The organism is Nocardioides sp. P86, from assembly GCF_023712465.1.
In the GTDB taxonomy this organism is placed as follows: domain Bacteria; phylum Actinomycetota; class Actinomycetes; order Propionibacteriales; family Nocardioidaceae; genus Nocardioides; species Nocardioides kribbensis.
Map to the genome: position 1 here is coordinate 201,813 of NZ_JAMAYE010000001.1, position 24,661 is coordinate 226,473.

The 24,661-nt window shown below is 67.0% G+C and carries 18 protein-coding genes and 2 pseudogenes; 12 read left to right on the forward strand and 8 right to left on the reverse strand.

Annotated features, from left to right (window positions below):
* Nucleotides 1-44: 44 nt before the first annotated feature.
* Nucleotides 45-986 (forward strand): lipoyl synthase, encoded by a 942-nt coding sequence (lipA, locus tag M3673_RS00960; protein WP_056862687.1) that lies wholly within the window; start codon nt 45-47, stop codon nt 984-986.
* Between the two features lie 34 nt (nt 987-1,020).
* The gene (locus M3673_RS00965; protein ID WP_056862686.1) at nt 1,021-1,758 is read left to right on the forward strand and encodes a DUF4191 domain-containing protein; all 738 of its coding nucleotides are present in this window, start codon (nt 1,021-1,023) and stop codon (nt 1,756-1,758) included.
* A 77-nt stretch (nt 1,759-1,835) separates the two neighbouring features.
* Here the strand turns inward: M3673_RS00965 and M3673_RS00970 are convergent, their stop codons facing one another.
* Both M3673_RS00970 and M3673_RS00975 read right to left on the reverse strand, forming a co-directional pair.
* Nucleotides 1,836-2,717, reverse strand: coding sequence for a DUF6612 family protein (locus tag M3673_RS00970; protein WP_251530889.1), 882 nt, complete (start codon nt 2,715-2,717; stop codon nt 1,836-1,838).
* A gap of 89 nt (nt 2,718-2,806) precedes the next feature.
* Nucleotides 2,807-3,232, reverse strand: coding sequence for an RDD family protein (locus M3673_RS00975; protein ID WP_251530891.1), 426 nt, complete (start codon nt 3,230-3,232; stop codon nt 2,807-2,809).
* 207 nt (nt 3,233-3,439) lie between these two features.
* On the opposite strand from M3673_RS00975, the gene glnA reads away from it, so the two are divergent.
* Together glnA and M3673_RS00985 are read left to right on the forward strand one after the other, a co-directional pair.
* Nucleotides 3,440-4,864: a type I glutamate--ammonia ligase gene (gene glnA / locus M3673_RS00980; protein WP_251530893.1), complete on the forward strand. Its 1,425-nt coding sequence runs from the start codon at nt 3,440-3,442 to the stop codon at nt 4,862-4,864.
* Between the two features lie 169 nt (nt 4,865-5,033).
* A pseudogene (locus M3673_RS00985) lies at nt 5,034-5,165 on the forward strand (DUF4192 family protein); the annotation flags it as partial.
* A gap of 10 nt (nt 5,166-5,175) precedes the next feature.
* Here the strand turns inward: M3673_RS00985 and M3673_RS00990 are convergent.
* From M3673_RS00990 to M3673_RS01005, 4 genes and pseudogenes are all read right to left on the reverse strand, one after another.
* Nucleotides 5,176-5,376, reverse strand: a pseudogene (locus tag M3673_RS00990) (helix-turn-helix domain-containing protein); the annotation flags it as partial.
* A gap of 305 nt (nt 5,377-5,681) precedes the next feature.
* A complete protein-coding gene (locus M3673_RS00995; protein WP_251530895.1) occupies nt 5,682-9,191 on the reverse strand; it encodes a bifunctional RecB family nuclease/DEAD/DEAH box helicase in 3,510 nt (1,169 codons plus the stop codon).
* 142 nt (nt 9,192-9,333) lie between these two features.
* Nucleotides 9,334-10,224 (reverse strand): ImmA/IrrE family metallo-endopeptidase, encoded by an 891-nt coding sequence (locus M3673_RS01000; RefSeq protein WP_251530897.1) that lies wholly within the window; start codon nt 10,222-10,224, stop codon nt 9,334-9,336.
* Between the two features lie 19 nt (nt 10,225-10,243).
* Entirely contained in the window at nt 10,244-10,861 is a 618-nt protein-coding gene (locus M3673_RS01005) for a hypothetical protein (RefSeq protein WP_251530899.1), read from the reverse strand.
* 707 nt (nt 10,862-11,568) lie between these two features.
* Here M3673_RS01005 and M3673_RS01010 point away from each other — a divergent pair.
* The 7 genes from M3673_RS01010 to M3673_RS18985 all read left to right on the forward strand — a co-directional run bounded on the left by M3673_RS01010 (nt 11,569) and on the right by M3673_RS18985 (nt 19,117).
* A complete protein-coding gene (locus M3673_RS01010) occupies nt 11,569-12,978 on the forward strand; it encodes an AAA family ATPase (protein WP_251530901.1) in 1,410 nt (469 codons plus the stop codon).
* A complete protein-coding gene (locus M3673_RS01015; RefSeq protein WP_251530903.1) occupies nt 12,972-14,642 on the forward strand; it encodes a DUF2357 domain-containing protein in 1,671 nt (556 codons plus the stop codon). Before M3673_RS01010 ends, M3673_RS01015 begins: the two co-directional genes overlap by 7 nt.
* Nucleotides 14,639-15,820 (forward strand): DNA cytosine methyltransferase, encoded by a 1,182-nt coding sequence (locus M3673_RS01020; RefSeq protein WP_251530905.1) that lies wholly within the window; start codon nt 14,639-14,641, stop codon nt 15,818-15,820. Before M3673_RS01015 ends, M3673_RS01020 begins: the two co-directional genes overlap by 4 nt.
* 10 nt (nt 15,821-15,830) lie before the next feature.
* Complete coding sequence (locus M3673_RS01025; protein WP_251530907.1) at nt 15,831-16,241, forward strand: very short patch repair endonuclease; 411 nt, start codon at nt 15,831-15,833, stop codon at nt 16,239-16,241.
* A 929-nt stretch (nt 16,242-17,170) separates the two neighbouring features.
* Nucleotides 17,171-17,563 (forward strand): DNA-binding protein WhiA, encoded by a 393-nt coding sequence (gene whiA / locus M3673_RS19795; RefSeq protein WP_374108183.1) that lies wholly within the window; start codon nt 17,171-17,173, stop codon nt 17,561-17,563.
* Nucleotides 17,564-17,736: 173 nt separating this feature from the next.
* Nucleotides 17,737-18,914, forward strand: a protein-coding gene (locus tag M3673_RS01030) for an IS3 family transposase (RefSeq protein ID WP_251530909.1) whose coding sequence is annotated in 2 segments (ribosomal slippage) — nt 17,737-18,021 and nt 18,024-18,914 — 1,176 coding nt in all. Because the reading frame shifts where the segments join, the coding sequence is not laid out codon by codon here.
* A 77-nt stretch (nt 18,915-18,991) separates the two neighbouring features.
* On the forward strand, nt 18,992-19,117 hold the full coding sequence (locus M3673_RS18985; RefSeq protein ID WP_285838959.1) for a hypothetical protein: 126 nt from the start codon (nt 18,992-18,994) through the stop codon (nt 19,115-19,117).
* A 21-nt stretch (nt 19,118-19,138) separates the two neighbouring features.
* Here M3673_RS18985 and M3673_RS01035 read toward each other — a convergent pair whose 3' ends face one another.
* The gene (locus M3673_RS01035; RefSeq protein WP_251530911.1) at nt 19,139-19,852 is read right to left on the reverse strand and encodes a hypothetical protein; all 714 of its coding nucleotides are present in this window, start codon (nt 19,850-19,852) and stop codon (nt 19,139-19,141) included.
* A 42-nt stretch (nt 19,853-19,894) separates the two neighbouring features.
* Complete coding sequence (locus M3673_RS01040; RefSeq protein WP_251530913.1) at nt 19,895-22,726, reverse strand: UvrD-helicase domain-containing protein; 2,832 nt, start codon at nt 22,724-22,726, stop codon at nt 19,895-19,897.
* Between the two features lie 442 nt (nt 22,727-23,168).
* Between M3673_RS01040 and M3673_RS01045 the strand changes: the two genes are divergently transcribed.
* Nucleotides 23,169-24,656, forward strand: coding sequence for an ATP-binding protein (locus M3673_RS01045; protein WP_251530915.1), 1,488 nt, complete (start codon nt 23,169-23,171; stop codon nt 24,654-24,656).
* Nucleotides 24,657-24,661 lie beyond the last annotated feature (5 nt).

Here is a 24,661-nt window from a genome sequence, read left to right on the forward strand (position 1 = left end):
TCGCCGACTCCTCGTGACCTGGCCCACCGGCGTAGAGTCGAGGGGTGACGACTGCTCCTGCTCCTGACGGCCGCAAGCTCCTCCGACTCGAGGTCCGCAACGCCGAGACCCCCATCGAGCGCAAGCCCGAGTGGATCAAGACCCGGGCCAAGATGGGCCCGGAGTACACCGAGCTGATGGGCCTGGTGAAGTCCGAGGGCCTCCACACGGTGTGCCAGGAGGCCGGCTGCCCCAACATCTTCGAGTGCTGGGAGGACCGCGAGGCCACCTTCCTCATCGGCGGCGACCAGTGCACGCGCCGCTGCGACTTCTGCCAGATCGACACCGGCAAGCCCGAGGCGCTCGACCGCGACGAGCCCCGTCGCGTGGCGGAGTCGGTGCAGAAGATGCAGCTGAAGTACGCCACCATCACCGGCGTCGCCCGCGACGACCTGCCCGACGGCGGCGCCTGGCTCTACGCCGAGACCGTGCGCGCCATCCACGACATGAACCCCGGCACCGGCGTCGAGAACCTCATCCCCGACTTCAACGGCAAGCCCGACCTGCTGGCCGAGGTCTTCGAGTCGCGCCCCGAGGTGCTGGCCCACAACGTCGAGACCGTGCCGCGGATCTTCAAGCGGATCCGCCCGGCCTTCCGCTACGAGCGCTCCCTCGACGTCATCACCCAGGCCCGCGCCTTCGGCCTGGTCACCAAGTCCAACCTCATCCTCGGCATGGGCGAGACCCGCGAGGAGGTCTCGCAGGCGCTGCGCGACCTGCACGAGGCGGGCTGCGACCTCATCACGATCACGCAGTACCTGCGGCCCTCGGTGCGCCACCACCCCGTGGAGCGCTGGGTCAAGCCGCAGGAGTTCGTCGAGCTCCAGGCCGAGGCCGAGGAGATCGGGTTCGCCGGCGCGCTCTCGGGCCCGCTGGTGCGTTCGTCCTACCGCGCCGGGCGCCTGTACCGTCAGGCCATCGAGGCCCGCTCCGGCGCCTCGGCCTGAGCACGACCGACACGACTGGGAGCAGCACGCCCGCATGGCCAAGAAGAAGGACGCCGCCGCGAAGTCCGGCGCACCCGCAGCGCCGGAGGCGATGAGCCGGCGCAAGCAGTTCGCCGAGACCTACAAGATCACCAAGCGCACCGACCCCAAGATCGGGCTGTGGCTGCTGCTGGCCTTCGTGGTCGCCGCCGCCGTCGGCTTCGCGATCTTCTGGATCCTGCCCGGCTCCGGCGCCCTGGCCTGGGTGCTCTCCACCATCGGTGCGCTGCTCTTCGGCTCGCTGGCCGCGCTGATCGTCTTCGGCCGCCGCGCCCAGAGCTCGGCCTACGGGCAGATGGAGGGTCAGCCCGGCGCCGCCGCGGCCGCCCTGCGCATGCTGCGCCGCGGCTGGACGACCACCCCGGCGGTCGCGTTCACCCGCCAGCAGGACGTCGTGCACCGCGTCGTGGGCCCTCCGGGCATCGTGCTCATCGGTGAGGGCAACGCCCACCGCACCCGCCAGCTGCTCACCGCCGAGCGCCGCAAGCACGAGCGCGTCGCCGGCGGCGCCCCCATCCACGAGGTCGTCTGCGGCCGCGAGGAGGGCCAGGTGCCGCTGCCGAAGCTGGTCAAGCACGTCCAGAAGCTCGGTCGCCAGGTGAAGCCCGCCGAGATCACCGACATCCTCAACCGGCTCAAGGCGCTCGACGCCAACCGCTCCGCCGTACCGCTGCCCAAGGGGCCGGTGCCGACCAACATGAAGGGCATGCGGCAGAACATGCGCGGCCGCTGACCCACCGCACCAGGCACGACGAAGGGCGCCTCCCCGGCCGGGGAGGCGCCCTTCGTCGTCGTACTGGGTGGTCGGGCTCAGCTCATGCCGCCCATGGAGCCCATCAGGTCCTCCATCGACTGCACCTCGCTGGCCGGCGGGGCCTCGATGTCGACCGGGTCGCCCCAGTTGTCGTAGGTCATCGTCATGGGGCCGGTGGCGCCCATGTCGACCTCGGCGCGACGGAAGAGGCCCTCGTCGTCGAGGAAGATCTCGTAGGCGATCGTGTCGGGCATCTGCGACTCGGCGAGCCCGGCCATCTCGGGGTCGAGGTTCTCCAGCAGGGCCTTGCCGTCGAGCACGATGGAGTAGTGGTCGAGGCTCTCGCCCTCGACGTCCTCGGTGCCGACGAAGGTGGCGGACTGGATGCCCTTCTCCATCGAGTCGAACATCGTGCGCGGGTCCATCTGCTCGGTCATCAGCGAGCCGAAGGGGTTGTTGGGGTCGCTGAGGTCCATCTTGACCCAGCCGTCGCCGGCGATGCCCTGCATGTAGATGACGTTGTCCTCCAGGACCATGGTGAGGTCCTGGCCGCCGGCCTTCATCTGCATCTCCATGGAGTACGGGTTCTCGGAGAAGTCGGCCTCGCCCTCGGCCTGCATGGCCGTGGAGCCGCCGGTCTCCATGGTGAAGGTGGCGGTCGTGGCGTCCTCGAAGGAGGCGGAGAGGATGTCGGCCATCTCGTCGGCAGGCACCTCGTCGCCCTCGGCGAGGGTCTCCTCGGTCGAGCCCTCCGAGCCCGAGTCGCCCTCGGAGCCGGTGTCGCTGCCGGTGTCGCTGCCGGTGTCGGCGCTGCTGGAACTGGTGTCGTCGGCGGACTCGTCGCTGCCGCAGGCGCTCAGCGAGACGAGGGCCAGCGGGACGACCGCGGCGGCGGCGGAGCGGCGCAGGGTGCGGCTCCAGGTGGTGGTGCGTGACATGGGGTGCCCTTCGTGTCGTCGTGGGGGTCTGTCTCGAGAGTCCCAACGACCGGCGTCCGGCAAACCTCCCCGGAGGTCACGATCCGGGCTCAGCGCGCGAGCATCCCGCGGTAGGTCTGCAGGGTGATGGTGGCCGAGCCCGCGACGACGTCGTGCAGGCCGCGCCCGTCGGGGCGGAAGACCAGCGGCGGGATGACGAGGATGACCATCACGTGGCGCACCAGGCTGCGCAGCAGGGGCACGGGTGCGCCGTACGGCAGGGAGACCACGCGCAGCCGGGTGGCGACCTGGCCGAAGGAGCCGCCGACGGTGGCGGTCAGCACGGTGGCCTCGACGACGTAGACCAGCAGGGTCCACGACTGCAGGTTGCTGCCGACCTCGAAGTAGTCCTCGAAGCCGACGAGGAGCACGACGACCAGGGTGGAGGCGGCCCAGTCGACCAGCAGCGCGAGCATCCGCCGCGGCCAGGTCGCGGTGTCGACGGCGGGGGCGGGTCCGGTGGCGGCGCTGGTCACTCCCCCAGGCTAGCCAGCGGCTACTGCAGCACCGCCGGAGCCTGACCACTGGGCGTGCCTGCTGTTACATGCACGACACACAACCGATACGGTCAGGAAACGCCTATCTCCCTAGGGTGGGCCGCATCCGTCCGGCGCAACGTCGCACCGGGCTGTCCACTCCCAGACCGCCGGCTGCCCCACGAGATGGACAGCCAAGGAGGACGAATGTTCCAGAACAGCGACGAGCTGCTCGCCTATGTCAAGGACGAGCGCGTCGAGATGGTCGACGTGCGCTTCTGCGACCTGCCCGGTGTCATGCAGCACTTCACCGTGCCGGTGTCGTCGTTCGACCAGTCCGTCTTCGAGGACGGCCTGTCCTTCGACGGCTCCTCGATCCGCGGCTTCCAGGCCATCCACGAGTCCGACATGTCGCTGTTCCCGGACCCGACCACGGCCTACATCGACCCCTTCCGGTCCTCCAAGACCCTGGTCGTGAACTTCTTCATCCACGACCCGCTCACCGGCGAGGCCTACTCCCGCGACCCGCGCAACATCGCGCGCAAGGCGATGGCCTACCTGCAGACGACCGGCATCGGCGACACGGCGTTCTTCGCCCCCGAGGCGGAGTTCTACGTCTTCGACAACGTGCGCTTCGAGACCAAGCAGAACGCCGGCTACTACGAGATCAACTCCTCGGCCGGCGCCTGGAACACCGGTGACTCGTTCGAGAACGACAACCGCGGCTACAAGGTGAAGTACAAGGGCGGCTACTTCCCCGTGGCCCCCACCGACCACTTCGGCGAGCTGCGCGACGAGATGGTCATCGAGCTGGAGAAGTCGGGCCTGCAGGTCGAGCGCGCCCACCACGAGGTCGGCACCGCCGGCCAGGCCGAGATCAACTACAAGTTCGACGAGCTGCTCAAGGCCGCCGACGACGTGATGAAGTTCAAGTACATCATCAAGAACACGGCTTGGCGCAACGGCAAGACCGCGACCTTCATGCCCAAGCCGATCTTCGGCGACAACGGCTCGGGCATGCACGTGCACCAGTCGATCTGGAACGAGGGCTCGCCCCTGTTCTACGACGAGACCGGCTACGGCGGCCTCTCCGACATGGCCCGCCACTACATCGGCGGCATCCTCAAGCACGCGCCCTCGCTGCTGGCCTTCACCAACCCCACGGTGAACTCCTACCACCGCCTGGTGCCCGGCTTCGAGGCCCCGATCTCGCTGGTCTACTCCCAGCGCAACCGCTCGGCCTGCGTGCGCATCCCGATCACGGGGTCCAACCCCAAGGCCAAGCGCATCGAGTTCCGCTGCCCCGACCCGTCGGCCAACCCCTACCTCGCCTTCTCGGCGCTGCTGCTGGCCGGCCTCGACGGCATCAAGAACAAGATGGAGCCGCCGTCGCCCATCGACAAGGACATCTACGAGCTGCCGCCGGACGAGATGGCCGACATCGACCAGGTCCCGACCTCGCTCAACGCCGTCCTCGACTCCCTCGAGGCCGACCACGAGTTCCTGACGGCCGGCAACGTGTTCACGCCCGACCTGATCGAGACCTGGATCGACTACAAGCGCCAGAACGAGATCATGCCCGTGCAGATGCGCCCGCACCCGCACGAGTTCGAGCTCTACTACGACATCTGATTTGAGGGTTTTCGCCCTCTGTCAGTAGTGATCGAAAACGGCCTCTGACCTGGTAAAACGTCTTTCGGCGTCTTCCAGCGTCAGGGGCCGGTTTTCGTTGTTCTGCGGCCCCAGTGCGGCCCCAGAGTCGGGCCGAGGGGCAGCGGTCGGGCGGTCACACCTAGGTGCTATGACACTCTCCGTTCGCTCCCCCGATGAGCTGATCGCGGTCATCCCGCACCTGCTCGGCTTCAAGCCCGAGGAGTCGCTGGTCTTCCTGCCGATGAGCTCAGAGCTGCCGACAGCGCGCGTCGACCTGCCCACCACACCGCCCGACCGCGAGGTCGTCTGGGACTCGATCCGCGACGCCTACAGCCGCCACCGTTTCGGTAGCGACGCGCCCACTTCGCCGCTGTGGCCGGCGAAAACTGGAACCGCTCCGCGGCACGACGGATCGACCAGCGGCCATCGACGACCAAGACGGCCAAGCGGCGACGCCCTTCGGGAGTGAGCGGGGCGTTAGCGTGAGTCACGAGGACCTCCAGTTGAGGGTTGGTGTGGTAACCCCCTCCGTACTGGAGGTCCTCGCTATTCGTCCACGGCCCGCCGTTCGCAACCTGTGTGGGAACTACACCTAGACGACCATGACCTAGTGCAGGCCCAGATTCGTATATGGACCTCGACACCCGCGCAGCCAAGTACGGCTACCAGCCGATCGAGGATCACGAAGGGGTCCGCCCGATCATCGATCGGCCGTGCGCGTCAAGCTCAAGGAGCTCGCCGCGCACGACCACGACAGATCAACAGGCAACTCGGGCAGCAACGTGGCCGGCAGCCGTCAACCTCCGCACAGGCCGACGAAGCCGCCGAGTTCTAGCAACCGTTCCGGCGTCCTTGGCATGTGCGCGGTCAGCCGCTCAGAGCGGATCAGCACCGCGAGCCACTGAGCCCGGGAGATCGCGACATTGACCCGGTTGCGGTTGAGCAGGAACTCCAGTCCGCGGGGGACGTCGTCGGCCGACGAAGCCGTCATGGAGACCAGGACCACCGGTGCTTCCTGCCCCTGGAACTTGTCGACGGTGCCCACGCGCACCTGATCCAGTCCTGCGTCGTCGAGGGCATCGCCGATGAGTTGTCGTTGGGCGTTGTACGGCGCCACCACGAGGAAGTCGTTCTGGCCCAGCGGCCGTTCCTCGGGTTGCTCGTCGGGGTTGCGCCAGGCCGTCCCGAGGAGTCGCTGCACCTGACGGACCACCTCCGCGGCCTCCTCGGGGCTGGAGACGCTCCGCTCCGTGTGCGCGAGACGCACCACCTCGAGTCCCGGCTCGACGCCGGCCAGCACGCGCTTCTCTGCAGCGGGGGCGCTGACGAGCTCGCCGTCGTACGAGAGCCGCGAGACGACCCTGCACACCTCCGGGTGCATCCGGTACGACGTCTCGAGGAAGTAGCCGAGGTGGGTCGGCATGGTGGCGTGGTCGCCTATCACCCACGACAGTGCCGACTCGTCGACCGGTTCGCCGTGGAATCCCTGGCTCACCTGAGGCAGTTGCTGCGGGTCGCCGAGCAGGAGCAAACGCTGTGCCGCGATCGAGACTGCAACCGTGACCGCCAGGGAGAACTGGCCGGCCTCGTCGATGACCAGGAGGTCGAGACTGTCCGGTTCAACCCCGGAACCGGTGAAGGTCCAGGCGGTGCCGCCGATGACGTGCCCCGCGGCGTGTTCGTCGCGGAAGCTGGCGAGCTCGTTGTTGTCCTTTAGCCCACGCCACGTGGACTGCGGCGCTTGGGACCTCTTGTTGGGCTTGGCGACAAGTGCCGGATCCAGGCCCGCCTTGACCATCGCGTCGAGCATGTTCTCGACGACTGCGTGGGACTGGCCGACCACCCCGATCCTCCAGCCGTGGTCGATGACGAGGTCGCGGATCACCCGCGAGCCCAGGTAGGTCTTCCCGGTGCCGGGAGGTCCCTGAACCGCAAGGTAGGAACGGTCCAGGTCCAGCAAGGCGCTGACCAGGTCCTGCTCTCGCTCGTCGATGCCGGAGTGCGGCAGACCTTCGAGCGAGACCATGCGTGGAGCCCGTCGCGCCAGGATGTCGACCGCGGGTTCGGCGGGCAGCGAGTCAGCTGCCTGGCAGCGTTCGGCGATCGTGCGGATCGCTGCCACGATGCTCGCGGCGCCGGGCGGCGCCTTCGGCACGGCCGCCATCGGGAGCCGGTCGAACGGGTCCTGTCCCTTCTTCAGTCTTTCCACGACGGTGGCCTGGACACTGCCGTCCCCCAGCGTCTCGAGCTCGGTGAGCTCCAACCCCGGGATGGCCCCGCGCAGACCGCGCACCGGTACCGCTAGGCCGGCGGGTGTGGGGAGGTCGTAGAGAAGACCGACCGTTTCCGGCGGCCGGAGAGTGCTGCCTGGGCCGGTACGGCCACGGATCGACAGGGTTCGGCGTGGCAGCTTGTTGCCGACCTTTTCCGTCCAGGGCGCGAGGACGGAGACCTCGTCGAACTGGATCACGTCCTTGGTGTCCGCCCACTCGTCCGCGGAAGTCAAGAGCCGGTCGAAGTGGCCCCACCAGTAGGGCCGGTCCTCGCGCTGGTGGTAGCCGAGCGCACCCTCCAACATCGCCCAGGTCTGTTCTTCGACGCTCCGCTCCGCACGAAGGGCAGGGCCCGAGCGGGCCAGCAGTGCAGCGCGGAGATCGACCAGCGCCGGATCCTCCTCCTTCGGGATTTGACCCTCGACCTCCTCGACCTCGTCTCCTTCGGGCTCAGGCAGGTCGCTCAGACGGCTTAGCAGCCAGTCCCGCAGCTCGAGCGTGGACTCGCAGTCGTAGTGGTTGTACTCGAGAAGCGATGCCTTCAGCTTGTTGGCCTTGTCCTGGCAAGCGTCGTCCGGCTCGGCCACGAGATCGCGGTAGAGATGGTACTGGGCGATCGAGTCGTCACCCTTGGTCACGTCACCAGCGCGCTCGCGGGACATGTACAGCGGCTCGAGCTTCTTGATGCTGTAGGACGGCTGCGAGACCCGGATGGAGGCCCGGACCACGGCGTAGAGGTCGACGAAGACGCCGTGGCGGAGCAGGTCGTCGAGCTCGGACTCGCGGGTCTTGTGCTCCGCGACTAGCCGCTTGAGTGCCGTGATTTCGTACGGCGCGTAATGGTAGACGTGCATGTTTGGGTGCTGTGCGCGCACGGCCGCGACCTCGTCGAGGAACGCGACCAGCTGGTCAAGCTCGGAGGCCCGGTCGTCGGCCCACAGCGGCCAGAACTCGCCGAGCGCACCGTCGCGGCGACGGGCGCGCAAGACCCCCCACAGATACTCCAGCCCCCAGCGTCCATCGTCGGTGCTGAACATTGGGTCACCCTCGAAGTCGAAGAACAGATCACCTTCCGAGGGTGCCGGCATGGCGCGCAGTGGACCCTGATTGAACACCTCGAAGGTGACCTCCGACTCCCCGGCACGCTCGGAGGTGACCTGCGCCCATTGCAGCGTGGCCTGCGCCCGCAGCGTCTCGAAGGTCTTCTGGGCCATCCCCGCGGGCGCGGTCTCGGCAGCCACTAGGTCGGGGATCGTGTGGATGCCCCCGTCCTTCAGCTTGCGCCGCTGCATCATCCGGAGGCCAGCGACGAGGATCAGGTCGTCGGTCGCCTCGGCAGCCGCCTGGCAATCGGCGCAGGAGCCACACGCCGTCACACCCGGCTGGTCCCAGACAGCGATCTCCTGCACCGCAAGGCGGTCTGCGATCAGGGCGCGCAGGCGCTCTCGCCGTTCACGGAAGACAGGGACGATGTCGGCGAGAGGGAACGTCTGAGTCTCGCCGGTCCCCAAGATGAGCTCCGCATACGGCGCCACGGGAAGCCCCCACGCCTCGATCTGGTCTGCGTAGGCCGCGATCTGCAGCAGGGCGGAAGTCTTGGCCGACCGTGCGATCTTGGTATCCGCGACCACCCAGCCGTCCGGAGTGCAGCGGATGAAGTCGGCATACCCGTGGAACTCGCCGTCGAAGAACCCGGCCTGGAAGACCAGGTCCGGGCCTGCCGCAAAGGCAGCACGGGTCTGCTCGGCAGTAGCGGCGAGGTCCTCGGGCCGCGCCGAGGGCGCACGACCGAGGACGACGACTCCCCCACCTGTACGCGCCTCACCGAACTCAGCTTGGTTGGCGCGCAGCACCCGCTCCTCGTGTGCGTTTCCGAGCTTGGCGATCTGGGCGAGCAATGGATCCTCGTCCGCCGGCGCCTCGGCCAGACGCCCAAGCTTGCGATCAAGCGTCCGCAAGAAGCTGTACTCACACGCCGCCGCTGCGGTCAGGTCGGACGGACTCCAGACAATGATGTCGCCGTGCTTGATCATGAGGCCATCCTGTCCGGAGATCCCGACACAAGTGGGCGGTTCCCACCGAAGATCACGGATCAGGGTGTTGTGGACACCAGGAGGAGATTGCTTACCTTGCCGACAGGTCCCCAGCGCCGAGCGGTGGCGGGTGATGTAGTCCTCAACCGGCGGATAGTTTGTGGAACGGCTTCAATACCCGATCGGCCGCTTGGGCGATATGGACCCAGTCGGCGCGTGTGGCGGTCGCCGCGCCATTGAGCACTCGACCGCTGTACGCGGGCAACGCGGTCGCTGGAGCGAGGCGGCCGAGGACGAGCTGGGTGACCGACTCGGCCTCGAACTCCTTGGTCGCCGGATCCACCTCGTGGCGCTGAGACCACTTGTCCTTCTCACTCGCGCCGAGGTGTCCACAGAAGAGATGACCGAGCTCGTGGGTCAGCGTGGCGAGCTGCTCGGTGGGTGAGTGTGATGCGGCGAGGGTGATGACCCAGCGAATCGGACAGTCATGGCCTTGGTACAGCTGGGCGCCGTTGCCGTTGACCGCCCGGATCCGGCCGGCGAGTGGGGTGCCGACCTGGGAGTGGACCACGCGGACGCCGTACTTCTTCGCGTCCTCGATGATTCGCTCTTGAAGCTGCTGGGCCTGCGGAGCATCGGTCATCGTGAACATGCTCTCGTACGCGACCGGCAGCGGCCGCGCACGGTTTCCCGGCTCGGTCTGGGACACGTCGAAATAGAGCTCGACCGGCCCGAAGGGCGCCAGCAGCACGATCGGGTGCTGGCCCGGCCGGACCTGACGACCCCACTCGGCGTCCCAGCGCGCCTCGGTCCGCAGCATGGTCGCGTGGGGAAGTTGGACGATTGCCAGCAGCGCGTTGAAGACCGCGTGCGGACGCAGCGCGACGAGTTGCCCGATCACCTCGGATGGCGACATCTCGCGCAAGAGGGTGTCGATGATCCGGTCGACCGATGTGCGCCGCGCCGCAGGGGTCTCACTGGGCGCGCCACCGAGACCCACAGGCTCGGTTCCCGGGATCGACAGCTGGGTCATGTGGTGGTCCTCTCGAACATCACGGGACGAGTAGCTGGTGCTTCGCTCGGTAGGACGGGTCGACCAGCTGGTGGTGGAGCGGGCGCTTGGCACCCTGGTAGGTCACCACGGTGTCGAAGAGGGCCGCCCTCGCTCCCGGGACGGTGCGCAGGGCGTCGCGATCGGCGGCGGTGCATGCAGCGAACCACAGCCGGTGCCGTGAGGCGCCGACCATCCTCAAGGAACCTAGCGCGCACCGGACCTCGGGAGAGGTACCGACCGGAATCACCGTGCGCAGGTCACCCAGGATCGATGGGTACATGTCGAGCAGCGGGTCCTGGACGTCGAAGACGTCGACATCGGAGGTCCGGTGCCGTCGCTTCGCAGTGAACCGGCTACTGGTGCGCCATCCGACCGTCGTGATCGCGCCGGCGGTGACCTCGCGTGCTCGTCGGGCCAGCAACTCGCCGAGCGGGCCACGAAGGACGTCGCGATGGACCCGAGGACCGACGACGAGCAGGCTCGAGTCCATGCGCTCGAGGTCGAGTTCCTGCCAGGCATCACCTAGCTCGCTGGCCGCGAGCTCGCTGGAGGTTACGATCTCCCCGGCCCAGAGCCGGCGCAGGCGAACGGCGACAGCGGGTGGCGTCTGCAGCATGCCTGCATTCCAGCAGCCGGCACCGACAGCGGCGACGGCATGCACGCCGCTCGTGGTGCGGGCACACCCCTCGGTCAGCTCGCGCCCGGGATCTCGCCGATGAGGTCCGAGCCGCTCCGGCCTCACTCCTCGGCTTCGCGAGTTGGCTCAGCGGCCGCGGAGCGCTGGCTTTGGTGCGCCCTGGACCAAATCCCCCAGGGCCCTACAACCTCGCCGACCTCGTCGCCGCCGCCGTCCAGAACGCTATTCACACACGCGAATGGGAGGCAGCCAATCGTGGAGCAGAGCCTGGAGCGGACAACACCGCTGACTTCGTCACCCTCCGCTCCGCTGCACAACCGGACCCGCTCGGCCCACGCCCGGACTCTGAGGAGAAACCCGTGTAGGTCACCTACCGCCACCGCCGGGCCAGCCGACTGGAACGGGTGCTGAATTGCATCCTCCGGGCAAGGCCGGCGTGCGGCGCTGTTGCCACCCGGATCGACGTCGTACTCTGCGAATACGTGGAGGTCAGGCTTCTTTGAGGTGAGACGCGGAGGCGTCAGGGCGTGCGGCCGCGCTCGACGGCTTGCGGAGGCGCGTCGGCCTCCGGCACGCCGATCGACACGGGGCGGGCCTGCTGTCCGCGGCGATCGCGGGCGCGCCCAGACCATTCCAGGGATCCCGCGCCCCACGCCACTAGTCTCGTACCATGGCTGGAGGCACCCGTGTCGAGTACTGACGACGTCGTAGAGATCATCAAGCAGCTCGCGGCTGAGCGCGAGACCTTCACCAGCGACGACATCCGACCGCTGCTCCCTGAGGGCCTAAGCCCGCGGTCGATCCCTCCTGCGGTCGGGAAGGCGCGCCGCGACGGCATCGTCGAGGAAGTGGATCGCATCAAGTCCACGATCCCGGAGCGGAAGGGGAGTCTTGTCCCCGTTCTCCGACGTCCTGGCTCCCACCTAGCGCTCGTCCAGACCGGTGCGGGATCGGCGATCCCATCAAGCGAGGCTGACGAGGTCGGGGGGTTGGCTAGCGAGGTCGTCGAGCTCAAGAACTACCTCAACGCCACTGGATATGTGTGCGGTGTCGAGGAGGTCGCGACCTACCTCCTGCTGCTCGCCTCGCGAGGCTGGGTGATCCTCGCCGGGCCGTCTGGCACCGGCAAGTCCAGCCTCGTCCGCCGAGTCGCCGAGTCGCTGAATGGCGACTTCCACGATGTCCAGGTGAAACCGAACTGGGTCTCCTCGGAGGACAGCCTCGGCTACTACTCCGAGGTGTCGCAGACGTTCGTGCCCGGCGTGGTGCTCCAGGCGCTCGAGGCGGCGCAGGACGACCAGTCCTCGAAGCACTTCATCCGCCTGGACGAGATGAACCTCGCCTCGCCCGAGTACTACTTGGCTGAGGTGCTCAGCGCCGGCGAATCCTGGAGCCGGGATACCACAGGCCGCGCCCTCTCAGACGCGATCCAACTGCCGCCCGCGCCAGGCGGGACGGCGCTCCCCGAGGTCAGGATCGCCGACAATGCGTTCCTGATCGGCACGGTCAACGTCGACGAGACGACCCGCACCCTGAGCCCGAAGGTCCTGGACCGGAGCGCCGTCTACGACCTCCACCACGTAGACCTGTTCGCGATGCCCGCCGCGGCTGCGTCTGAGATCCCCCCCGTACCCTCCCTGGGTGCGGTCGGGAAGCTGCTCGAGGATCGCCCGCGATCGCTCGCGGATCTGGGTGCGTCCGACGACCAGGTTGATGTGGTCGCGCAACTGCTCACCGCCCTCGCAGAGGTAGGCGCTGTCCTCGGTGGCCCTGTCGGCTACCGCCAGCGCGACGCGCTGCTGACCATGCTCACGCTGGGCGTACGCCACGGGCTCACCGACGTCCTCTCACCGGACACAATCCTCGACATAGGCCTGCGCAGCTGCGTCATGCCGAAGTGGCAGGGATCGACCCCGGCGGGCCACGCCGCGTTGCGCCGGGCCGTCGCGGTGTTGCTCGATAAGGAGATCCCGGACGATGCCACTACGGAGACCCTCCAGTCGCAGGCGAGCGTCTCCAGGTTCCCGCGGAGCTGCGAGAAGCTGCTCGCGATGATCGATCAGTTCACTGCCTTGGGCTACTTCAGCGCATGGTGAGCCAGTCAGCGCTCATCGAGGTCCGGCTGGGTCCCTACTCGCTGTCCGCTGTCCGTCATGGGGAGGCACCGCCGCCCGGCGACAGCGGGCGGACCTACGTTCGGTTCGAGGTGGCGACCCCGGGTCAGGAGCCATCGGTCCGGGTTGGGGATCAGACCCAGCAGACCGCAGCCGGCGTGACGCGGCTGGACCTGCCGCAGCCGATCCTCGGGGAGGACTCGGTCGTCTCGGTCTACCTCGATGGGCCTATCCCGTCGTCAATGACCACCGAGCCTCGGGCCGACTCGGCACGGGAGCTGTTCAGCCGCCGGGGGTTCCAGCACTACCAGATCCGATACCGTGGCGCGGTCGGAGATGTTTCCTGGCGCTGGGACACGCCCCTAGGCTCGATAACTATCACGCTCGAGTGTTTCCCGACCAAGCTCGATTACCGTCGCGACTTCATAGAGATCCGCGCCGCTCTCGAGAAGCTGGCCCCCTCGCTCACCGCGTCAGCCGGTGGTTCGGCAGCCGCTGGATTCGCGAGCACGAAATCCAAAGACCAAGAGGCCGACGTTGAGTGGCTCCAGATGGTCCGCCGCCACTCCTCGGACCTCCAGACGGCGATCGAGCGGCTCCTGCCGAACCTCCGCCGCCAGATCCAGCCCCAGCAGGCGATCACCACGCGTGAGCGAATGCGGCGCGCGAAGCCGGTCAGCCGGCGGGGATACGCGCCAGGGAGGCCGACAGCGACCGTCGCCGTGTCCACCCTGGTGGACCATGAGGCGAGCCCGATCAACGGGCACCTGAAATGGGAGTTGGAGCGCGTGCGGGCGGCTGCCCTCGCAGCCAGCGGTGCCAAGTGGTTCGGGAAGCTCGATGCCAACCTGCGTGAGCCAGTCGTCGCGTTGGCCGCAGACTCGACCGGGTGGACGCGCCGAATGCAGCACATTCCCACCGTGATGCACCTGCCGAACCTTCAGGTGAGGCTGCGCGACCCGCTGTACGAGTCGGCATTCCGTTCCCTGCACGCGCTGCGCCTGGCCCTCGAGCCGCTTGAGCACGCCCACCCCGTTGGACTCAAGGACCTCCCGACTCTCTACGAGTATTGGGTGTTCCTGCGGGTCATTGAGATCCTCGAACATCGCTACCCAATCGTCCGCCGGCGCTCGCAGATGATGGTTCAGCGCGCCGGGGCGGACCTGGTCCTCACGCCGGGACGCCGATCCGAGGTTCTGCTCGCCGATGCCTCGGGCAGGGAGGTCGCCTGCCAGTTCAACCGCCTGTTCACCCAGCTTCCGACGACCAATCAGCGCCCGGACGCCGTGATCTCCATCCGGGGCGGGGAGCGGCTGCTGCTGATCGACGCGAAGTACCGGCTCGGCCGGGACCCCCAGTACATTGGTCGCTACGGCATGCAAGGCCCACTGCCCGAAGACATCAACGTCCTTCATCGCTATCGCGACGCAATCGTCGAGGTCGGGAAGCCCCACAGCCGCCTCTCTCAAGCGGGTCTGATCGCCTTCCCTGGGAGGGAGACCCCCCGCTACGTGAACCACCAGTTCTTCCGGAGTTGGTTGTCGGTGCGTGTTGGTGGAATGCCCATGCTGCCATCAGCCAGCGGGTTGATGGAGCAGGCGATCACCGACTACCTGGACGAGATGGCGATGGAGGAGACTGCATGAGGTTTACGGTCGCAGACGTGTTCGCGGGCTGCGGTGGACTCTCCCACGGGTTCATGCGCACTGGCCTCTTCGACGTCGTGCTCGGCACCGATATTGACCCGGCCGCGCTGGACACCTTCCGACACAATCACGAGAAGTTGGGTGCCCATCCTGTTCTGGTGCCGGGCGACATCCGCGACATCTCGCCATCCGAGCTGGGCGAGCTTCTCGCTCCGCGTGGCCTGGATGCCGAAGGCGAGCTCGACGTCCTCGTCGGAGGTCCACCTTGCGAGGGGTTCAGCCAGAACCGCCGGCATGAGATCCGCGGCCATAACGGCGATCGCCTCTTTGTCCGCAATCCGCTCGACAGCACCGACCCCCGCAACGACCTGTTCAGGTACTACCTCGACTTCGCCCTGATGATGCGTCCAAAGGTGATCCTGATCGAGAACGTGCCACAGATGATCACCAGCCATCGCGGCGCGACGGTCGAGGAGATCAAGCGCACTCTCGGTCGGGTCGGGTACGACGTGACCTGGAACGTGCTGAACGCTTCACATTATGGAGTACCTCAGGCGCGTCGTCGTGCATTCGTGGTCGCGACCCGATCGGACGTCCGGCCCTTCGAATGGCCTCGCGCCACCCACTCCGGCGAGGGCGGCGCCGCCAACGGCCTGATGCCGCTAGTGACCGTCAGGGACGCGATCGCTGATCTCCCCGACGCAACCGAGCGGGAGCTCGGGCGTCGAAGCGTCGCGCACTACAAGTCAACGGACTCCGGCTACGCGCTCTCGATGCGCAGCGATGGGTCCACCCCGATGAACCACGTGCGGCGGATCCCCGGCGATCGCGTCCTCGACCGGCTCCGGGCGATGAGGCCCGGCATGATCTCAGCCGATCTCCCTGAACATCTGCGGACGAAGTCGGCGTATTACAACAGCTACGGCCGCCTGGACTGGGAGCGGCCCGCCAAGACGATCACCAAGAGCTGCAACTACCTCGGATCAGGTTGCTTCGGGCACCCCGTTGAGGACCGAGGGATCACGATGCGGGAGGCGGCCCGACTGCAGAGCTTCGAGGACGACTTCGACTTCCTCTCGAAGTCGGAGCCACACGTCGCCAAGATGGTCGGCTCCGCGGTGCCACCACTGCTTGCCGCCGCCCTGGCCGGACAGATCGCGAAGGTCATCGACGGCTGATACTGGAGGCATGGCATCGGAGGCGACGAGCCGCGCCATGCGTGCGAACCGGCGCAGGGACACCAAGCCTGAGCTGGAGCTTCGGTCGGCCTTGCACGCACGAGGTCTCCGATATCGCAAGGACATGCGCCTGACCGATGTGAGCGGCAGCCCGCGACCGGACATCGTGTTCACGCGGGCGAGGCTCGCCGTGTTCGTGGATGGCTGCTTCTGGCACTCGTGCCCGGACCACGGTCGGGCTCCCGGTTCCAACACCGCGTACTGGACTCCGAAGCTTGCTCGCAATGTCGAGCGCGACCGCGGCAACGACGCTCAACTGCTGGCGGCGGGCTGGAAGGTGCTCCGAATCTGGGAGCACACCCCGACGGTGGATGCGGTCTCGATGGTGATCGACGCCCTCGCCGAGCCGGGCGCTCACTAGAGGCCCGGATCAACCTCGGCACGACCGTTCTGCCTCTCCTGGGTCCGGCGGCGCTTGTACTCACGGCTCCGCTTGTTGTGGGCGAGCCGGCAGACGTCGCAGCGGCACCCGGAGGAGTAGGCCGTCTCGGTGCCGTGCTTGCTCAGGACCCGACCTTCGCTTCTGACCTTGGCGATGTACCGAGCGTGGCTCTCGGACGCGGCAATCCGGCAGGCATCGCACCGGCAACCAAGGTTGCTGTAGCCGTTGGAGGTCCCGTGGCGCGGGTCGTGGATTGGCAATGGGTGTGGCCACCCATCATCACCGTCCTGTTCGCCCGCTGCCGTCACGCGCGCTAGTTTGGCATGCCGCGCCCGGCGATGCACGCCAAGTTCGCACCCGCCACTCGATATCTTGGGCGCGTGTCCACGCGCCCGAGATCGCTGATCCGGCTGCCACCGGACGCTCGGGACAACCCTCTCTACGCTGTGCTGGCAGGCGCCGTTCTGTTCGCTGCCGACGCTACGGCCGTGAAGGGCGAGGCGGTAGAGTGCCTTGTCCCGATGGCTAGCGTGCGGCGTCTCGCCCGGCTGACGGAGGTTACGCGAATCGGGCCTGGCGCCCGATCTGGGCTCACGGCGATCCGAGTCACCGTCGGACCTGCGCTGCTGCGCGAACTCGAAACTCCGGATGGGCGGCGCATCGCCGGCGTCCCGCCACGGTTCCGCTCATCGGGTCGCCCGCTGGCCGTCGCGCTGGTTCAGGGAGCGATGATGGTCGCACCGCTGGCGGCTGCCCCCGGCGGGTGGCGGATGGTCTGTCCGTCGCTCGAGCGCGCGCTCGCCTTGGTCGCGTTGCTCCGTCGTGGTGGTGTGACCGCCCGGGCGCGGTCGTCGACAAAGGGTCATCATGTCTTGGTCGCTGAATCGGAAAGGACCTCGCTACAAGCCATGGGCGTGCGTCTGCCCGAGCCGGTTGAGCGTCCCCTCAGGCCCGCGACGGGTCAGGCGACCCTCGATTCCCTCAACTCGCAGCGGCGGGCGGAGCAAGAGGAGCGGACGCGCCGGGCACTAGGGGCCCTCGGAGACGACTGCCCGGCGAATCTGCGTCAGGCCGCGCTGCTGCGACTGCAGCATCCGGATCTGAGCGTCGAAGCCCTGGGACTGATGTGTGATCCGCCAAGGACTAGGCACGCCGTAAACGGGCAGCTCCGGCGGCTCAATCAACTCGCCGAACAGCGTGAGCGGGAGGCCGGGCAAAGCGGCAGACATGCACAAGCACCGACCACTCATCGCCCGGAGCCAGGGTTGACATTGCCTGCATCTCGCAGCCGCAGCAGATGACCATGCCACACGGGATCGACGCATGGCCTGGCCCTGCGCCCTAGCAGCGGGATCGCTTCGCCACCCTCGCCACAAAGGAATCACGAGCCTCCAGTTGCGGCGTGGGGTCTGCTGAACGAAGAGGGGACTTCCCACTTGGCTAGGACGAGGGTCCTGGCTGGAAGGATGTCCCAGTGGCAGGTAGGTATCCCAAGGAGTTCCGCGAGGACGTGGTCCGAGTTGCCCGGGATCGTGGTCCGGGCGAGACGCTCGAGCAGATCGCGAACGACTTCGGTGTGCACCCGGTGACGTTGTCGAAATGGCTGCGCCAGGCCGACATCGATGACGGCATCAAGCCCGGCGTCACCCGCGACGATGCGGCCGAGCTGCGTGAAGCACGACGCCGGATCCGGCGGCTGGAGCAGGAGAACGAGGTGCTTCGCCGGGCCGCGGCCTACCTGTCCCAGGCGAACCTGCCGGGAAAAGGTTCTACCCGCTCGTGAGAGACCTCGCATCGAGCGGTGTGCCGGCCGAGGTCTCCCTCCAGGTGCTCGAGCTCGGGCGTTCGCCGTACTACCGGTGGTTGGCCCGACCGGTCACCGACTCAGAGCTCGCCGAGGCCTACTTGGCCAACGCGATCTTCGACGCCCATCGCGACGACCCGGAGTTCGGGTACCGGTTCCTCTTCGACGAGGTCAACGACGCCGGCCACGTCGTGTCGGAGCGCACGGTGTGGCGCATCTGCTCCGATAACGGCTGGTGGAGCGTGTTCGGGAAGAAGAAGTCCCGCAAACGCGGCCCGGTCGGCACCCCTGCCCACGACGACCTGGTGCGCCGCGACTTCACCGCCCCGGGTCCGAACCAGCTGTGGCTGACGGACCTGACCGAGCACCGCACACTCGAAGGCAAGCTCTACCTCTGCGCGATCAAGGACGTGTGGTCCAACCGGATCGTCGGCTACTCCATCAGCGACCGGATGGAGTCCAAGATCGCCGTCGACGCGGTCAACAGCGCTGTCGCTCGGCGTGCGATCGAGGGGCTTGAGGTGGCCGGCTGCAGGGTCCATTCGGATCGTGGATCGCAATTTCGAAGCCGGAAGCTGCAGCAGACGCTGTGGCGCCACCAGCTCGTCGGATCGATGGGCCAGGTCGGCTCCGCCGGGGACAACGCCGCCATGGAGTCTTTCTTCGCGCTCCTGCAGAAGAACGTGCTGAACCGGCGTCGCTGGGAGACCCGCGACGAGCTCCGCCTCGCGATCGTCGCGTGGATCGAGCGGACCTACCACCGCCGACGACGCCAGCACCGACTCGGCCGATTGACCCCCATCGAGTACGAACTCATCATGAGCAAGGCTGCCGATCAGGCAGCGTAATCAGAAGTCCCCAGATCGTTCAGCAGACCCCGCCGCTCACGTCCGACATGGTCATGTACTACGCGCTGAGGACGAGAGTGGCCGAGCGCCTGACCGCGGCGCAACTGGCGAACTGGCGCGACGCACTACCGACTTTCGCAGAGCTGGACAAGATGGTCCTGAATCTGACGGACCAGCTGTTCTACCGAAAGACGCGGCGATGAGGACCGATTGGCTCGGCATCGTCAGAGGTTGTGACCCAGCTGCGTGAAGATGCTGCGAATCCGCTTCCTTGGGCCAACCGCCGTGATCACCTGGCCATCGCAGTCGACCACCTCCACCACCATGTTGAGGCCCTTCGCGGCAACGCGGACCGACGCGATGTCGTCCTTGAAGACCTCGGCGAATCCGGAGAAGTTCCGGCCCATGAAGTGCAGCGCCAGCACTCCCTCTGCCGGATAGTGATTCAGGACCCATGTCCCCTCGGCCTTCGTGGTGGATCGCGAAGTCCGGAACGCGTCCCAACCTCCTTCGATGAATCCCCCCGCGGTGCCAATCAGGGCTGTCGGGTCTGAGTCCAGTGCGGGCTCGTAGCGGATGCCCCTGGCAAAGGTGCCTGGGCTGTCCGTCGGCCGACTCGTCGAGTCGTCGTCGTCATCGGCGATCGTGGTGCCGTGGAGACGGCCGCCTGACCCGACATCGCTGGCGACGTGCTGTCCGACGTACTCATAGAAGCGACGGACCATGCCGCCGTCGTCCATCGAGTGTCCTGCCTTGAGCCAGCGACCTGCTGCCTCCGCGCCAGCGACTTGGCTGGCGAGCGTCGCGAGTTCCGGAGTGATTTCATCGCCGGTGTCGCCGAGCTTCGACGCCGCGGCAAAGATCTCTGCGGCGACCACGCCCTCATCGGGCAGCATCGACATCATTCGCGCCCGCTCGCGGTCCTCACGCTTGGACATAGACATCTCCTGAGTTCTTTCTCGACTTTGCGACGCTCACGTTCACGATGCGATCCGCCGCTTCGACATGCATGCAGGGAATCGGTTGCAGGCCAGGAACGGTCCGTACTTGCCCTGCCGCAAGACCATGAGCCCCTTGCCGCAGACTGGGCAGGGATCGGGCGCCTGGCCGGACGGAACGTCGCCGAGCAACGTGACGACGCCGTCGCCCAGCAGTTCGGTGACGAACTCAGACTCGCGCCCGTTCCTGGCGATGAGGAGGACCGTCTCTCGCGCCCGCGTGAGCGCGACATAGAAGAGTCGCCGCTCCTCGGCGTGGGGAAACTCGTCGCCTTCTGGGAGCGCGAGTCGCAACAACGGGTCATCTTCTTTGATGCTGGGAAACGCGCCTCGGCTCAGTCCGGGGATGATGACGTGATCTGCTTCGAGACCCTTCGAAGAGTGCACGGTCTGGAACGAAACGTCGATGCCTGGATAGCCCGTGCGTGGCAGGAGCTCCTGTTCGTACCGATAGCGTCCGAGGACCTTGACTGTCTTGGGCGATCCGTCCGCCGCGACGGCTGCGAGCTCGCGTAGCCGTTCGTCGATTGCGCTCGTGACCCCTGCATCGCTGTCGACGAGCGCAAGCGTCAAAGGTGCTGTCAAGGACTGCTCTGAGCGCACCCGCTTCTTCAACTGGCTGGGGTTCTTCATGACGAAGTCGCCCGCCAAGGTGCTGAGCTGCTGGGAATTGCGGAAGGTTCGTTCAAGACGCAAGACGTGCCCGCGACCGAAGGTGGCTTCAAAACGCGTCATGGCCGAGATGTCTGAGCCCGCGAATCGGTAGATCGATTGCCAGTCATCTCCCACTGCGAACAGGAAGTGACCCGGTCGACCGACCAGCGCCTGCGCTAGTCGCGCGCGCGAGTGGCTGGCGTCTTGGAACTCGTCGACGAGGACAACCCGATACGGTGACGTCCACCTGCCGGCTTCGACGAGGTCCGTGGCGTGGTTCAGCATGTCCTCGAAGTCGACCTCGTTGGCTTCCTGCAGGCGGCGGTCCCACTCGCGACGGACTTCGTCGAAGAGGTTAAGGAACAGTGTCTCGCGGAGGTCGGGTGCTCCGTTACGTCCCTTTGCCACCCGGGCACGAAGATCGCTGTCGCCGAGCCGGTTGCTCTTCGCATGCGCCAAGAAAGTTCGGAAGAGGCTGCACATTTCCCGGTCGGTCAGAAGCGGCGTGCCAGGGACCGCTCGGTTGGGGTCGAAGTCCGGTTCAATCCCGCTTGCACGCAGTTGTCGCTCAAGGCTTTCGAACAGGCTGCCGTTGGCGAGGTCTCGTGCTGCAGTCTCGATCAACACCGTGCCATTGGCGGCGTGCAGGCCCTTCTTCCAAGCACTGGACTGGAGGTAGCCCTCGAAGCCCGGTGGCTCGGGTTGGCCCGACACCAGCGCCCAGTGCTCGTGATAGACGCCAGCGGCGGGATAGAAGAAGTCGGGCCGGTATTGCGAGTGCTGCGCGTCAGCAACGTTGACTTCGTATGGACGCTCGTAGTCGAACTCAACGCCCGACTTGATGAGCCAGTTCGCGATTGCGCGCTCGCCGGCGCTCTTCATCACTTTAAGGTTGAGGTCTCTGTATCCGCTCCGCCGCTTCTGCGGATCCCAGGCATCAGGTTCAGGTTCCGCGTCGCCCGTCATCGGTACGCCGAGCACGTTCTGAAACAGCGACCAACTGGCCGCGAACTCTGCAGACGAACGTCGCAGCGCGCGTACGACGTCTGCGAGCAGTGGAACTCCGTTGTCCGTATCCAAGCCCGCTGCAAGCCGAGGCTTCGCTCCGGTTGCTTCTCCGATGACCTTCAGGCCGAAGGCGTGGAAGGTCGTTGCGCGCAGGCCGTCAGTCGAGATGTTGGCGTTCGCTAGCCGCTGCTCGCATCGGTCGCGAAGCTCTGCAGCTGCTGACTTGTTGAAGGCGAGCAACAGAATCTCGTCAGCGTTCGCAAGGCCCTTTCGGATTGTCCATCCGGCCTTCGCAACCATCGTGGACGTCTTGCCTGAGCCGGCGGATGCGATGAGTTGCACTCGATTGTCGAAGCAGATCACTGCCCGAGCCTGCTCCTCGGTCAGGGGCGTCTTCTCGATCCGATCGAAGAAGGCTCGTTCGTCGATCAGCTCGACGTCCACGAGTGCGTCGTTCTGCGCTGCGACCTGGGCTCGGACGGACCAAGCTCCGCCGAGGGTCTGCAATGCCGGTCGCTGCGCCAGGTCGGCGCGACCCTCCAATAGGCGGCGTTGGGCCGCGCTGAGCGGGTACCTCGCGCGCACTCGGGCGAGCTGAGACTCCCACTCGACAATGAACTCTTCCGGGAGCCAATGCCGGCTGGCCCAGCTCTCGCCAGCCGCGGCGTGAAATCCGGTCCACCAACCGAGCAGCGCGTCCAGAACCGGCTGCAGGTCGAGCGCTTCCTCGTACTCCTTGACCTGGCTTGCAACGCACGACTGGTACTCCGACAGGGCTCGCTTCGAAAGGCCTGGGAGTGGAGTATGGATGCCGAGTTCGGGTGCTGACATCCGTGCCCAGATTGATCCGGTTTCGAAGGTCAGCTTCTGATGTTCCGCGACGTGCACGGTCGAGAGTCCCGTGGGCGTCATGACGCTGATGTGCTGGTCAACGACTCCGATCGTCCAGTAGGGCGCGCGGCCGAGATGCCGCGCCCAGAACGACGGGGACCACGAGTTCGCTTGCCGCCCGCCGATCACGCCCCATCGCCTTCCTTCGACCTGTCGGCAAGACTGCAATCCGCCGATCACCTGAAGACTTGCAGAACCGTCCGACAGATGTGGCGAAACCCGCTCAGGCCGCCCTCCACGTCGACCTTCGCCGCGGCGCATCGGGCCCACCTACTTCGTGACCCATCCCTTACGAGGAGAGCCTGCTGCCCACCTTCGAGAATCCGGCTGCTTACGCCGATGAAGTCCAGACAGCGCTCCGCGGCCTCGCGCACGCAACACGCTCAATCGACGACCCGCGCGAGATCTACTCGGTACTTGGCTGGCTCACCTCGGCCGTCGCGTCGCTGAGCCAGTCGCTCGATCAGGTCGCGCAGTACCACGACGGAGGTCACCGCAATGCGCAGTGGGCGCCGACTGACTCGCCGACGGCTCGCTCGGCCGCCTATCGTGTCTCGTGGGACCTTCACCGAGCTGGCGAGATGCTCCGGCAGGTCGGTGTCGTCATCGGGAACGCGCACGAAGCGGAGGCGACGCTCGCGTACCACCGCGAGTTCCCAGAGCCACAGGTGTCTGGCTCCCCAGTCGACCGTGGGCTGTCGCTATGAAGGACTCCGACGAGAGCCGTCTGCACAGCTCGGTACTCGTGTCGCCGCGTCGTGAGCGGCGACGTGACCGACGCGCACGCAAGGCCGCAGCGAAATCCCGGATCGCTGAGAACCGCGAGTCGCGCAGAACACTCGCGAAGGCCAAGTCCGACGAACTGGCGGCCGAGCGCCGCGCGACCGTCGTGTTGCCCAAGGCCGGCGAGCATGGCGCCGCCGCCCTGCGTACGCCGGGCCGGCTTCGATTGCCTCGTCACCAGGATACGTCCGCCACACTGGCCGGCGCGTACCCGTTCCTCGCTGAGGGCGGCCTCGGCAGTGACGGAGTGTTCGTCGGCCAGGACCTCTACTCAGGCAGCTCGTTCGTCTACGACCCGTGGGTGCTCTATGCCCGGGGACTGATCACTGCTCCCAACCTCGTCCTTGCGGGGATCGTCGGGGCCGGCAAGTCGGCCTTGGCGAAGAGCCTCTACTCGCGCTCGATCCCCTTCGGCCGCCGCGTCTCCGTACCTGGCGACCCCAAGGGCGAACACACCGCCGTCGCCAAAGCCGTCGGCGGCAGAGCCATCGCACTCGGGCACGGGATGCCGAACCGACTCAACCCGCTCGACGAGGGCCACCGGCCCGCCGGGGTCGATGACATCCAGTGGGCGGCGCAGGTCACCTCCCGCCGCCGCGATCTCCTCGGCGCCCTGGCCGAGACGGTCCTCGACCGCCGGCTTACGCCGTTGGAGCACACGGCCATCGACGTCGCCCTCGCGGACACGGTCCGCTCGACCGACGTACCGGTGCTTCCAATGGTGGTCGACCGGCTGCTCGCACCCGACGGCGCGACGGATACAGATGGTCGACTGGCCGAGGACGGCCGCCTGGCTGGTCACGCGTTGCGCCGCCTCGTCGCGGGCGACCTCGCCGGGCTCTTCGACGGCCCCAGCACGGTCCGCTTCGATCCGACGTTGCCGATGATCTCCCTTGACTTGTCCAGGGTGACCGAGAACGCGACGCTCATCTCTGTGTTGATGACCTGCGCGTCGGCGTGGATGGAATCGGCACTCCTCGACCCCGACGGCGGTCAACGGTGGGTCGTGTACGACGAAGCGTGGCGGCTGATGTCCCATCCGGCGCTACTGCGGCGCATGGACGCGCATTGGCGGCTGGCCCGGCACTATGGGATCGCGAACATGCTGATCTTCCACAAGCTCTCCGACCTCGACAACGTCGGTGACCAGGGGTCGGCCATGCGCGCGCTCGCCTCGTCGTTGTTGGCGAATGCGGAGACACGGGTGGTCTACCGGCAAGAGTCCGACCAGCTCGGCACGACGGCTGCTGCCCTTGGGCTGACCGGCACAGAACAGTCGCTTCTCCCGACACTTGGCACCGGACAGGGCCTGTGGCGGATCAAGCACAGGTCGTTCGTTGTCCAGCATCAGCTCCATCCCGCCGAGCTAGAGCTCTTTGACACAACGGGCCGGATGAACCCGGCCTGATCCCA